Here is a 12,089-nt window from a genome sequence, read left to right on the forward strand (position 1 = left end):
TCAGCGGTCCTTGAGCAAAGCGAGCACCGCGTCGGCCGCCTGGTTGGAGGCGTCGCGGCGCAGGGTGCGGTGAATCTCGTCGAAGCGTTCGGTCTGCTGGGCACCGTCGGTGACCAACGGCGCCAGGGTCTGTGCCAGGGCTTCACTGGTCGCGGCATCCTGCAGCAACTCAGGCACCAGCTCACGCTGGGCCAGCAAGTTGGGAAGCGACACGTAGGGGCTTTTCACCAGGCGCTTGAGAATCCAGTAAGTCAACGGTGCCAGGCGGTAAGCCACGACCATCGGGCGCTTGTACAGCAGCGCCTCCAGCGTGGCAGTGCCGGAAGCGATCAGCACCGCGTCGCAGGCGGCCAGGGCCCGGTGCGACTGGCCATCAAGCAAGGTCAACGGCAGATCGCGGCCTTCGAGCATCTGCTCGACCTGGGCACGACGCGCTGCGTTGGCACATGGCAACACGAAACGCACGCCAGGCACCAGTTCGCGCAAGCGCTGGGCGGCGTCGAGGAACAGCGCGCCCAGGCGCCCAACCTCACCACCACGGCTACCCGGCATCAATGCCACCACCGGCCCATCAGCCATGCCCAGTTCGTTACGCGCAGCCTGGCGGTCTGCCGTCAACGGTATGGTATCGGCCAACGGGTGGCCGACAAACCGCACCGGCACACCCTGCTCTTCGTAGAAACGTGCTTCGAAGGGCAGCAGCGTGAGCATCAGGTCGCAACCTTCGCGGATCTTCAGCACACGCTTCTGCCGCCACGCCCAGACCGACGGGCTGACGTAATGTACGGTCTTGATCCCGGCTTGACGCAGCTTCAGTTCGATATTAAGGGTGAAATCGGGGGCGTCGATGCCGATGAACACATCGGGCTTTTCATCGATCAGGGTCTGGATCAGTACCTTGCGTCGCTTGAGCAGTTCACGCAGGCGCCCCAGCACTTCGACCAGGCCCATGACCGCAAGGCGCTCCATGGGGAAGTAGGACTGAAGGCCTTCGGCCTCCATCAACGGGCCACCCACACCGATGAAGCGGACATCAGGATGGCGCTCCTTGAGGGCGCGCATCAGGCCGGACCCGAGAATATCGCCGCTGGCCTCACCCGCGACCAGGGCTACGCAAAGCTGCGCCATGTCAGCGGGTAATGCCGCGGGCGGAGTTCACGATCGACTGGCGGAACAGCTCGACCTGCTCGTGCTTGGCGGCCAGCTCGTCCAGCTCCTTGATCGCCTCTTCCACGGTCAGACCCTGGCGGTAGACGATCTTGTAGGAACGGCGCAAGGCGTGGATGACCTCGTCGCTGAAACCACGGCGGCGCATGCCTTCGAAGTTCATGCTGCGAGCCTCGGCAGGGCTGCCGAAGACCGTGACAAAGGCCGGCACGTCCTTGCCGATCGCCGTGCCCATGCCGGAAAACGCGTGGGCGCCGATGTGGCAGTACTGATGCACCAGGGTGAAGCCGGACAGGATCGCCCAGTCGCCCACGTGCACATGCCCGGCCAGCGCTGTGTTGTTGACCAGGATGCAGTGGTTGCCAATGACGCTGTCGTGGCCGATGTGGGCATAGGCCATAATAAGGTTGTGATCACCCAGGGTGGTTTCCGCACGGTCCTGGACCGTACCACGGTGAATGGTCACGCCTTCGCGGATCACGTTGTGATCGCCGATCACCAGGCGCGTCGGCTCACCCTTGTACTTGAGGTCAGGGGTGTCTTCACCAATCGAGGAAAACTGGTAGATACGGTTGTGCTTGCCAATCCGGGTCGGGCCCTTGAGCACCACGTGCGGGCCAATGACGGTGCCCTCGCCGATTTCGACGTCAGGGCCGACGATCGACCACGGGCCGACCTCGACGCCATCGGCCAGCTTGGCCGACGGATCGATGATCGCCCGCGGATCAATCGAACTCATAGGGAGCGTTCCGCACAGGTGATCTCGGCCGAGCACACCGGCTTGCCATCAACCAGGGCACGGCACTCGAACTTCCAGATCATGCTCTTGCGGCTGAGGAACTTGGCTTCCAGCACCAGCTGGTCGCCCGGCAGTACCGGCTGACGGAAACGCAGCTTGTCGGAACCGACGAAGTAGTACAGGGTGCCATCGGCCGGCTTGGCATCGAGCATCTTGAAACCGAGGATGCCGGCCGCCTGGGCCATGGCTTCGATGATCAGGACGCCCGGCATGATTGGGTGCGCCGGGAAATGGCCATTGAAGAACGGCTCGTTGATGCTGACATTCTTGTAGGCACGAATGCTCTGGGCCTCGAAGTCCAGATCCGTCACGCGATCTACCAGCAGGAACGGGTAGCGGTGAGGCAGGTATTCGCGAATCTCGTTGATGTCCATCATTTCGGGGGGAAGCCTGTAATAAGAATAGGGAGCGCAGGTGCTGACCACACGCTCCTTTTGCAGTCCAAAGAGGAGCCAGCTAGCGACTGTTCACTCTTGCTCAGGAAATGGTATCAGCCTTCTGATGTCGGCTGGCCACCTGAGGTCACGGTATCGACACGTTTTTCCAGCTGCTGGAGCCGCTTGGCCATGTCATCGAGCTGGCGAATTCGCGCCGCGCTCTTGCGCCAGTCAGCCAGCGGCTGCATGGCCGTACCGGATGAATAGGAGCCTGGTTCGGTGATCGAACGGGTCACCATGGTCATCCCGGAGACGAATACGTTATCGCAGATATCGATATGCCCCACCAGGCCCACGCCACCTGCCAGCATGCAATGCTTGCCGATGCGCGTACTGCCGGAGATCCCGACACAGGCGGCCATGGCCGTGTGGTCGCCGATCTGCACGTTGTGGGCGATCTGGATCTGGTTGTCGAGCTTGACCCCGTCGCCGATCCGGGTGTCGGACAGCGCGCCACGATCGACGGCAGTGTTGACGCCGATTTCCACGTCGTCACCGATGGTGACGCCGCCAATCTGGGCGATCTTGCGCCAGATGCCCTTCTCGTTGGCGAAGCCGAAGCCCTCGCCGCCGATCACGGCGCCCGACTGGATGACCACACGCTTGCCGATGGTCACGTCGTGATACAGCGTGACCCGCGGTGCCAGCCAACCGCCTTCACCGACCACGCAACGGGCACCGATGAAGCAATGTGCACCGATGCTGACGTTGGCGCCGATGCGCGCACCGCCTTCGATGACCGCAAACGGCCCGACACTGGCGCTGGCATCCACCTGAGCATCCTCCGCCACCACGGCGCTGGGATGAATACCCGCCACAGCCTTGGGTTTGGGGTCGAACAGGTGGGAAATGCGCGCATAAGCCAGGTACGGGTCAGCCACGATCAGGGCATTGCCGGCAAAGCCTTCGGCGTCCGCAGCCTTGAGCAGCACCGCAGCGGCCTGGCAGTTGTCCAGGTATTTGCGGTACTGCGGGTTGGCGAGGAAGCTCAATTGACCAGGGCCGGCCTCCTGCAAGGTGGCCAACCCGGTGATCTGCAGCGCCTCAGGGCCTTTGAGTGTGGCCCCGAGGGCCTCGGCCAGCTGGCCGAGCGTCATGGTCACGGTCATATCAACGCGCTTGGTTCATGCGCTCGATGACTTGGCGGGTGATGTCGTACTGAGGTTTGACATCAATGACCGCGCCGCGCTCGAGAACCAGGTCGTAGCCGCCCTTCTTGATCACTTCCTCGACAGCGCCGTCCAGCTTCGGCTTGAGCTGCTTGAGCATGTCGCGGTCAGCAACGGCCTTGGCCTCGTTCAGTTCCTTGGACTGGAACTGGAAGTCACGGGCTTTCTGCTTGAATTCGAGCTCCAGGCGCTCACGCTCCTGCTGCTGCATCTTGTCGCCACCCTTGATCAGGCGATCCTGGATGCCTTTGGCGCTGCTTTCCAGGCTCTTCAGCTTGGTCAGTTGCGGGCCGAACTTCTTCTCGGCATCGACCGCGTACTTCTTGGCGGCATCGGATTCGAGCAGGGCCATCTGATAGTTCAGCACGGCGACCTTCATTTCGGCGAAAGCCGGGGTGGCGACCAGCGCCGCGGCCACTACGGCCAGTTGAGCCAATTTACGCACGATGCACTCCTGGAAAAACCGTTGTCGTTAAGCAAGGGCCGACCTTAGAAGGTCTGGCCCAGAGAGAATTGGAACACCTGGGTATCGGCATCGCTCGGCTTCTTCACCGGCATTGCCAGGCTGAAGCTCAACGGGCCCAGGGCCGTGATCCAGGTCACACCCAGACCGACCGAACTGGCCATGCCCGAGAAGCCGACCTTTTCGCAATCCGGCTTGCTGCCGCAGTTGGTGTCGAACACGTTACCCACATCCCAGAACACGGAGGTGCGCAGGGAGCGCTGGTCCTTGACGAACGGCAGCGGGAACAGCAACTCGACACCGCCTTGCACCAGCACGTTACCACCGAACGGCAGTGGATCCTGATCCGGGTCGGCGACAGTACCTGCGTTGCCGGTTTCAGCTGCACCGCGGCTCGGCGTACTGCGTGGCCCCAGACTGCTATCCTTGAAACCACGGACCGAGTTGAAGCCACCCGCGAAGTAGTTCTCGTAGAACGGCAGGCCCGAAGTGCTACCGAAACCATCACCATAGCCCAGTTCGGTGTGCAGGCGCAGGGTGTAGTCGTTGGTAATCGGCTTGAACAGCTGGCCGCGGTAGTCAAGCTTGTAGAACGACAGGTCGCTGCCCGGAATGGTGCTCTCGAGCGTCAGGCTCTGGGAGTGACCACGGGTCGCCAGCACACCTTTGTTCAGGGTCGACTCGGACCAGCCGATCGACGCCTTGAAGTTGGTGAAGTTGTCGCCTTCCTGCTTGAGGAAGTCGAAGATCTCGTCGACGGTGTACTTGCCGGTCTTGATCTTGTCCTGCTGAACGCTCAGGCCGTAGGTCAGGCGCGAGGTTTCGCTGATCGGGTAGCCGAGGCTGACACCGGCGCCCAGGCTGTCCACCGCATAGCTGGCCACGTCGACGTCAAGGTCGCTGTAGTCGGTGCTGCGGTAGAAGGCGTTATAGCCCAGGCTCACGCCGTCGGCAGTGAAGTAGGGGTCAACGAAGCCGAAGTTGTAACGGGTCTGGTATTCCGAACGGGTCAGGCCGATGGACACCTTGTTACCGGTACCGAGGAAGTTGCTCTGGCTGATCGAACCGCCGAGGATCAGGCCGGCGCTCTGGGCGAAACCGACGCTGGCGGTGATCGAGCCGGAAGCTTGCTCTTCGACGCTGTAGTTGACATCGACCTGGTCGTCGGTGCCTGGCACCGCCGGGGTCTCGACGTTGACTTCCTTGAAGAAGCCCAGGCGCTCGAGGCGGGTCTTGGACTGGTCGATCAGGTAGGTCGAGGCCCAGCCGCCTTCCATCTGGCGCATTTCACGGCGCAGCACTTCGTCTTCGGTCTTGGTGTTGCCGCGGTAGTTGATGCGGTTGACGTAGGCACGCTTGCCCGGGTCGACCACGAACATGATGTCGACGGTGTGGTCCTGGTCGTTCGGCTGCGGTACGCCGTTGACGTTGGCGAAGGTGTAGCCTTCGTTGCCCAGGCGACGGGTGATCAGCTCGGAGGTGGTGGTCATCACCTTGCGCGAGAACACCTGGCCTGGCTGCACCAGCAGCAGCGACTTGACCTGGTCTTCCGGCACCTTCAGGTCACCCGACAGCTTCACGTCGCGAACGGTGTACTTCTCGCCTTCGTTGACGTTGACCGTGATGTAGACGTGCTTCTTGTCCGGGGTAATCGACACCTGGGTGGAGGCGATATCCATGTTGATGTAGCCGCGGTCCAGGTAGTAGGAACGCAGGCGTTCCAGGTCACCGGAGAGCTTTTCGCGGGCGTACTTGTCGTCGTTCTTGAAGAACGACAGCCAGTTGGTGGTCTTCAGCTCGAACAGCTGCTGCAGCTCTTCATCGCCGAACACGGTGTTGCCAACGATGTTGATGTGCTGGATGGCGGCGACCGTGCCTTCGTTGATCTTGATCTTCAAGGCCACACGGTTGCGCGGCTGCGGCACCACTTCGGCGTCGACCTCGGCCGAGTAGCGGCCCTGGGCCACGTACTGGCGCTGCAGCTCGTTGCGCACGCCTTCGAGGGTGGCACGCTGGAAGATCTCGCCTTCGGCCAGGCCGGACTGCTTCAGGCCCTTCATCAGGTCTTCGGTGCTGATCGCCTTGTTGCCTTCGATCTCGATGCTCGACACCGACGGGCGCTCGACCACGTTGATGATCAGAACGTTGCCATCGCGGTTCAGCTGGATGTCCTGGAAGAAGCCGGTCTTGAACAGCGAGCGGGTGGAATCCACCAGGCGACGGTCGTCAGCCTGGTCGCCAACGTTGAGCGGCAAGGCGCCGAACACGCTGCCAGCGGATACCCGCTGCAGGCCGTTGACACGAATATCGGAGATAGTGAAGGACTCGGCGTGAACTTCAGCGATCATCAGTGCGGACATGACCGCAGTTAGCAGCAGACGTTTCATGAAGTCCTTTTATTCCAACTGGCAATAAACAACCCGCCGCATAAAGACGGCAGGTTCGCAATTGAGCGAAGCTTTTAAAGTCGACCCAGATCGTTGATCAGGGCGAGCAACATTACCCCTACGACCAAACTGATACCGATCTGGACCCCCCAACCTTGCACCCGTTCCGACAGCGGACGACCGCGCGCCCACTCGACCAGGTAAAACAGCAAATGCCCCCCATCCAGTACTGGAATGGGCAGCAGGTTAAGAACCCCCAGGCTTATGCTCAGGTAGGCCAGGAAATTCAGGAAATCCCCCACGCCGGACTGGGCTGAAGCGCCCGCCACTTTAGCAATGGTTATCGGTCCGCTCAAGTTTTTTACCGAGAGCTCCCCGAACAGCATTTTCTTCAGCGACTCGAGGGTCAGGACACTCATGTTCCAGGTCCGCGAAAGGCCCTCGCCCACGGCATCCAACGGGCCATAGCTGACCTCGCGGAGCATGCTGGCCGGCCATTCGGCGCCCTTCACACCCGCACCAAGGTAACCCCCGACGGCCTTGCCCTCACCTTTGTGAGCCAATGTGACCGGCACATCCAAGGCCGCGCCATCGCGTTCGACACGCAGCACCACCTGGGTGTCCGGGCGGGCGCGAACGCTGTCCACCACCTGCTGCCAATCACTCAGCGCAGCGCCGTCGAGGGCGAGCAACTTGTCGCCAGCCTTCAGACCAGCGGCAGCGGCCGGGCCCTTCGGATCGATCTCGGCCAGCACCGGCGACACGGCCGGCCGCCATGGGCGCAGGCCCAGCGACTGGATAGGGTCCGGCTCGTCAGCCCCCTTGAGCCAATGGTCCAGCTTCACCTGCAACTGGCGCTCGGCAGTGGCGCCTTCGTCGCGCACCCCCACCTGCAGCGTGCCACTCTCACCCAGGCGCCGAACCAGCTGCAGATTAACAGCCGACCAACCGCTGGTCGCCTTGCCATCAATAGATACAATTTCCTGACCGGCGGCCAGGCCTGCCGACGCTGCCAGGCTCCCGGATTCGACCGCCCCGATCACCGGACGGATCTGCTGGGTACCGAGCATGGCCAACAGCCAGAAGAAGACGATGGCCAGGAGGAAGTTGGCGATCGGGCCTGCGGCCACGATCGCGATGCGCTGACGCACCGACTTGCGGTTGAAGGACTGATGGGCAAGCGCCGGGGGAACATCGCCTTCGCGCTCGTCGAGCATCTTGACGTAGCCACCCAGAGGAATCGCCGCCACCACGAACTCGGTGCCCTGGCGGTCATGCCAGCGCAGCAGCGGCATGCCGAAGCCGACGGAGAAGCGCAGCACCTTGACCCCGCAGCGCCGGGCAACCCAGAAGTGACCAAATTCGTGGAACGTGACCAATACACCCAGGGCCACCAGGGTGCCGACAATCATGTAGAGCGCAGTCATATCTATCTCCGAATGACGTTCAGCAGAACCCTGGAATAGCCACCGGCCTCAACGGCCGTGACGCCTCAGCCACTCACGGGCAAGCTCGCGGGCGCGCTGGTCAGCAGCAAACACGGCCTCCAGCGATGGCAGCGCCACCACAGGTTCCTGATCAAGCACCTGTTCGATCATACCCGCGATCTCCGGGAAGCGGATACGCCGCTGGAGAAATGCCTCGACGGCGACCTCGTTGGCCGCATTGAGCACCGCAGGCGCACTGTTACCCGCTTCAGCCGCCTCGCGCGCCAGGCGCAGGCAGGGAAAGCGCTGCTCGTCCGGCGCCTGGAAGTCCAGGCGGGCAATGGCGAACAGGTCCAGCGGGGCTACCCCGGAATCGATGCGCTCTGGCCAGGCCAGGGCGTTGGCGATAGGGGTGCGCATGTCCGGGTTGCCCAGCTGGGCCAGCACCGAACCATCGACGTAGTCGACCAGCGAATGGATCACGCTTTGCGGATGCACCACCACCTCGACCTTGGCCGGCGCCGCGTCGAACAGCCAACAGGCTTCGATCAGCTCCAGCCCCTTGTTCATCATGCTGGCCGAGTCCACCGAAATCTTCCGACCCATGGACCAATTGGGATGGGCGCAGGCCTGCTCCGGCGTGACATCGACCAGGGCAGCCTGAGGCGTCTCGCGGAACGGCCCACCCGAGGCGGTCAGCAAGATACGACGCACGCCGACATGGCTGAGGCCACGGGCATAATCGCCCGGCAGGCACTGGAAGATCGCATTGTGCTCGCTGTCGATCGGCAGCAGCACGGCACCACTGCGCCGCACTGCGTCCATGAACAGCGCACCAGACATCACCAGCGCTTCCTTGTTGGCCAGCAACACCTTCTTGCCCGCCTCGACGGCGGCCAGGGTCGGGCGCAGGCCAGCGGCACCGACGATAGCCGCCATCACCGCATCCACCTCAGGGGCCGCCGCGACCTCACAAAGGCCCGCCTCCCCTACCAGCACCTGCGCAGTGCAGCCGGCGCCAAGCAGACCACCACGCAGGCGCGCAGCGGCTTCGTCGTCGGGCACCACTGCATAGGCCGGACGGTGTCGAACGCACAGGGCCAGCAGCTCATCGATACGCGAATAGCCGCTCAGCGCGAACACCTGGTAGCGCTCGGGGTGCCGCGCTATCACATCGAGGGTGCTGAGACCGATCGAGCCGGTCGCACCCAGGACAGTAATACGCTGCACGCTGCTCACATCACACCCCATTCGGCAGCCCACAGCAGCACGGCAAAGACCGGGATCGCCGCCGTCAGGCTGTCGATACGATCCAGCACACCACCATGGCCAGGCAGCAGGTTACTGCTGTCCTTGATGCCGGCACGGCGCTTGAACATGCTTTCGGTCAGATCGCCGATTACCGACGACATGACCACCAGTGCAGCACCCAATAGCCCCAGCAGAATCTGGCCGAAGCCCCAGTCACGCATGATGCCGACCACCAAGGTGATCACCAGGCTGACCGCCAGGCCACCATAGACGCCTTCCCAGCTCTTGCCCGGGCTCACCTGTGGTGCCAGCTTGCGCTTGCCAAAGGCACGGCCGGAGAAATAGGCACCGATATCAGCCGCCCAGACCAGCACCATGACCGACAGGATCAGCCAGTTACCCAGCTGCCAGTGCTTGAGCAGAATCAGCCCTTGCCAGGCCGGCAACAGGATCAGCAGGCCGATCAACAGCTTGCAGGCCGCACTGGCCCACAGCTCGCTGCTACGCGGATAGGTCAGCACCAGCCAGGTGGCCAGCGCCCACCAGATGACCGAAGCTCCAAGCACCCAGGGTGCCAGGTCCGGCATGAGATGGAGCAGCATCAGCGCTCCGGCGACCACGGCGGCGTAAGCGATGCGCAAAGGCTGGGCCACAAGCCCAGCCAGACGCGCCCACTCCCAGGCACCGAGGGTCACCACGAAGCCGATGAACAGGGCGAAATCCCCGCCGTTGAGCAGGAAAAACCCACCCAGCGCGACCGGCAACAGGATCAGCGCAGTAATGATGCGTTGTTTAAGCATTAAGCACGAGCTCCAGCCTCGACCTGCTCGCTGGTCTTACCGAAGCGGCGCTGGCGCGAAGCGAAATCGGCCAGGGCTTTGCGCATGGCCTCGTGTTTGAAATCCGGCCAGTACAGGTCGGAGAAGTACAGTTCGGCGTAGGCCAGCTGCCACAACAGGAAGTTGCTGATGCGATGCTCGCCACCGGTACGGATGCACAGGTCGGGCAATGGCAGCTCGCCTGTGGCCAGGCAGGTCTGCAGCAGGCCCGGGGTTATGTCGTCCGGGCGCAGGTGACCGGCCTGAACTTCACGCGCCAGGCGTTGGGCGGCCTGGGCGATATCCCACTGGCCACCGTAGTTGGCGGCGATCTGCAGGATGAAGCGGTTACTGCCCGCAGTCAGCGCCTCGGCTTCGCGCATGGCAGCCTGCAGCTCGGGATGGAAACGCGAACGGTCACCAATGATGCGCAGGCTGATGTTGTTCTCGTTGAGGCGCCGGGCCTCACGGCGCAAGGCCGAGAAGAACAGCTCCATCAACGCACCGACCTCTTCGGCCGGGCGCTGCCAGTTTTCACTGGAGAACGCGAACAGGGTCAGCACCTCGACCCCGGACTCGGCACACACCTCGATGACTGCGCGCACCGCATCGACGCCGGCCTTGTGCCCGGCGACGCCGGGCAACAGGCGCTTCTTCGCCCAGCGGTTGTTGCCATCCATGATGATCGCGACATGACGCGGCACCGAGGACGGTGCCGCCAACTTGGACTTTTCCATTAAAAAACCTCGGCCTTAAACGGCCATCAGGTCCTTTTCCTTGGCTTTGTATGCGGCATCGACTTCAGCAATGAACTTGTCGGTCAGCTTCTGGATTTCATCAGCAGCACGACGCTCTTCGTCTTCGCTGATTTCCTTGTCCTTGGTCAGCTTCTTCAGGTCGCCCAGGGCATCACGGCGCACGTTGCGCACGGCTACCTTGGCATCTTCGGCAACGCCGCTGGCCTGCTTGGTGTAGCCCTTGCGGGTTTCCTCGGTCAGGGCCGGCATCGGGACGCGGATGGTGGTACCAGCGCTGGACGGGTTCAGGCCCAGGTCGGAGGTCAGGATGGCCTTCTCGATGGCAGCGCTGAGGTTCTTGTCGTGAGCGACGATCTTCAGGGTGCGGGCATCTTCGACGGTGATCGCAGCTACCTGGTTCAGCGGCATCTCGCTACCCCAGGCAGTGACCTTGACGGCGTCCAGAATGCTTGGGTGGGCGCGACCGGTACGGATCGCTGCCAGGTTGCGGCCCAGCGCTTCCAGGGACTTGGTCATGCGCTCCTGCGCGTCTTTCTTGATGTCGTTGATCATTTTTGAACTTCCTCGATCAGAGTTCCTTCCGCGCCGCCATGCACGATGTTCAGCAGGGCGCCGGGCTTGTTCATGTTGAAGACGCGCAGCGGCATCTTGTGGTCGCGGCACAGACAAATTGCCGTCAGATCCATTACACCCAGCTTGCGATCCAGCACTTCATCGTAGGTCAGATGATCGAACTTCTCGGCATGCGGGTCCTTGAATGGGTCTGCAGTGTATACACCATCGACCTTTGTTGCCTTCAAAACTACATCGGCATCGATTTCGATGGCGCGCAGGCAAGCGGCGGAGTCGGTGGTGAAGAACGGGTTGCCGGTACCGGCAGCGAAGATTACGACTTCCTTGGCGTTCAGGTGGCGCATGGCTTTGCGGCGATCATAGTGATCGGTCACGCCAACCATGGAAATCGCCGACATGACGATAGCGGTGATGTTCGCCCGCTCCAGCGCATCGCGCATGGCCAGGCCATTCATCACGGTGGCCAGCATACCCATGTGGTCGCCGGTAACGCGATCCATGCCAGCTGCACTGAGCGCCGCACCACGGAACAGGTTGCCACCACCAATTACCAAGCCTACCTGAACACCGATGCCGACCAACTGGCCGACTTCCAGCGCCATGCGATCCAGGACCTTGGGGTCGATCCCGAACTCTTCCGAGCCCATCAGGGCCTCGCCGCTAAGTTTGAGTAGAATGCGTTTATAGCGAGCCTGATGACCACTGCCCTGCTGAGCCATTGCGAATCTCTCCTGCGGCGTTTGTAAAATTCTGGCGGGCTTCTTGAGCCTGCATGTAACTCTAACGTGACGCAGCAACTGCGTCAGCGAGCAACGGCCTTGTAAACCGTTCCCGCTTTGA

The 12,089-nt window shown here is 62.3% G+C and carries 12 protein-coding genes; all 12 read right to left on the minus strand.

Annotated features, from left to right (window positions below):
• The 12 genes from lpxB to pyrH all read right to left on the minus strand — a co-directional run bounded on the left by lpxB (position 1) and on the right by pyrH (position 11,968).
• Positions 1 to 1,128: a lipid-A-disaccharide synthase gene (gene lpxB / locus BGP85_RS23285; RefSeq protein WP_103445326.1), complete on the minus strand. Its 1,128-nt coding sequence runs from the start codon at positions 1,126 to 1,128 to the stop codon at positions 1 to 3.
• Position 1,129: 1 nt separating this feature from the next.
• Complete coding sequence (gene lpxA, locus BGP85_RS23290) at positions 1,130 to 1,906, minus strand: acyl-ACP--UDP-N-acetylglucosamine O-acyltransferase (RefSeq protein WP_085675614.1); 777 nt, start codon at positions 1,904 to 1,906, stop codon at positions 1,130 to 1,132.
• Positions 1,903 to 2,343 (minus strand): 3-hydroxyacyl-ACP dehydratase FabZ, encoded by a 441-nt coding sequence (gene fabZ / locus BGP85_RS23295; protein WP_003252314.1) that lies wholly within the window; start codon positions 2,341 to 2,343, stop codon positions 1,903 to 1,905. Before fabZ ends, lpxA begins: the two co-directional genes overlap by 4 nt.
• Positions 2,344 to 2,456: 113 nt before the next feature.
• Entirely contained in the window at positions 2,457 to 3,512 is a 1,056-nt protein-coding gene (gene lpxD / locus BGP85_RS23300) for a UDP-3-O-(3-hydroxymyristoyl)glucosamine N-acyltransferase (RefSeq protein WP_103445327.1), read from the minus strand.
• A 1-nt stretch (position 3,513) separates the two neighbouring features.
• Positions 3,514 to 4,017, minus strand: coding sequence for an OmpH family outer membrane protein (locus BGP85_RS23305; RefSeq protein ID WP_003252311.1), 504 nt, complete (start codon positions 4,015 to 4,017; stop codon positions 3,514 to 3,516).
• Positions 4,018 to 4,061: 44 nt separating this feature from the next.
• Complete coding sequence (gene bamA / locus BGP85_RS23310) at positions 4,062 to 6,422, minus strand: outer membrane protein assembly factor BamA (RefSeq protein WP_103445328.1); 2,361 nt, start codon at positions 6,420 to 6,422, stop codon at positions 4,062 to 4,064.
• Positions 6,423 to 6,496: 74 nt separating this feature from the next.
• Positions 6,497 to 7,849 (minus strand): sigma E protease regulator RseP, encoded by a 1,353-nt coding sequence (gene rseP / locus BGP85_RS23315; protein ID WP_103445329.1) that lies wholly within the window; start codon positions 7,847 to 7,849, stop codon positions 6,497 to 6,499.
• 48 nt (positions 7,850 to 7,897) lie between these two features.
• The gene (ispC, locus tag BGP85_RS23320) at positions 7,898 to 9,088 is read right to left on the minus strand and encodes a 1-deoxy-D-xylulose-5-phosphate reductoisomerase (protein WP_103445330.1); all 1,191 of its coding nucleotides are present in this window, start codon (positions 9,086 to 9,088) and stop codon (positions 7,898 to 7,900) included.
• Positions 9,085 to 9,900: a phosphatidate cytidylyltransferase gene (locus BGP85_RS23325; protein ID WP_103445331.1), complete on the minus strand. Its 816-nt coding sequence runs from the start codon at positions 9,898 to 9,900 to the stop codon at positions 9,085 to 9,087. Before BGP85_RS23325 ends, ispC begins: the two co-directional genes overlap by 4 nt.
• Positions 9,900 to 10,655, minus strand: a complete 756-nt coding sequence (gene uppS, locus BGP85_RS23330; RefSeq protein WP_027920033.1) for a polyprenyl diphosphate synthase — start codon at positions 10,653 to 10,655, stop codon at positions 9,900 to 9,902. The genes BGP85_RS23325 and uppS overlap by 1 nt, the downstream gene beginning before the upstream one ends.
• 15 nt (positions 10,656 to 10,670) lie before the next feature.
• Complete coding sequence (frr, locus tag BGP85_RS23335; protein ID WP_103445332.1) at positions 10,671 to 11,228, minus strand: ribosome recycling factor; 558 nt, start codon at positions 11,226 to 11,228, stop codon at positions 10,671 to 10,673.
• Positions 11,225 to 11,968, minus strand: a complete 744-nt coding sequence (gene pyrH / locus BGP85_RS23340) for a UMP kinase (RefSeq protein WP_027920035.1) — start codon at positions 11,966 to 11,968, stop codon at positions 11,225 to 11,227. The genes frr and pyrH overlap by 4 nt, the downstream gene beginning before the upstream one ends.
• Positions 11,969 to 12,089: the final 121 nt, after the last annotated feature.

The organism is Pseudomonas putida (assembly GCF_002906855.1).
Taxonomy (GTDB): domain Bacteria; phylum Pseudomonadota; class Gammaproteobacteria; order Pseudomonadales; family Pseudomonadaceae; genus Aquipseudomonas; species Aquipseudomonas putida_N.

Bases quoted from the DNA above. Each gene is read 5' to 3' on its own strand.
- lpxB (WP_103445326.1), bottom strand. From the start codon at position 1,128: ATGGCGCAGCTTTGCGTAGCCCTGGTCGCGGGTGAGGCCAGCGGCGAT.
- lpxA (WP_085675614.1), bottom strand. From the start codon at position 1,906: ATGAGTTCGATTGATCCGCGGGCGATCATCGATCCGTCGGCCAAGCTG.
- fabZ (WP_003252314.1), bottom strand. From the start codon at position 2,343: ATGATGGACATCAACGAGATTCGCGAATACCTGCCTCACCGCTACCCG.
- lpxD (WP_103445327.1), bottom strand. From the start codon at position 3,512: ATGACCGTGACCATGACGCTCGGCCAGCTGGCCGAGGCCCTCGGGGCC.
- bamA (WP_103445328.1), bottom strand. From the start codon at position 6,422: ATGAAACGTCTGCTGCTAACTGCGGTCATGTCCGCACTGATGATCGCT.
- rseP (WP_103445329.1), bottom strand. From the start codon at position 7,849: ATGACTGCGCTCTACATGATTGTCGGCACCCTGGTGGCCCTGGGTGTA.
- BGP85_RS23325 (WP_103445331.1), bottom strand. From the start codon at position 9,900: ATGCTTAAACAACGCATCATTACTGCGCTGATCCTGTTGCCGGTCGCG.
- uppS (WP_027920033.1), bottom strand. From the start codon at position 10,655: ATGGAAAAGTCCAAGTTGGCGGCACCGTCCTCGGTGCCGCGTCATGTC.
- frr (WP_103445332.1), bottom strand. From the start codon at position 11,228: ATGATCAACGACATCAAGAAAGACGCGCAGGAGCGCATGACCAAGTCC.
- pyrH (WP_027920035.1), bottom strand. From the start codon at position 11,968: ATGGCTCAGCAGGGCAGTGGTCATCAGGCTCGCTATAAACGCATTCTA.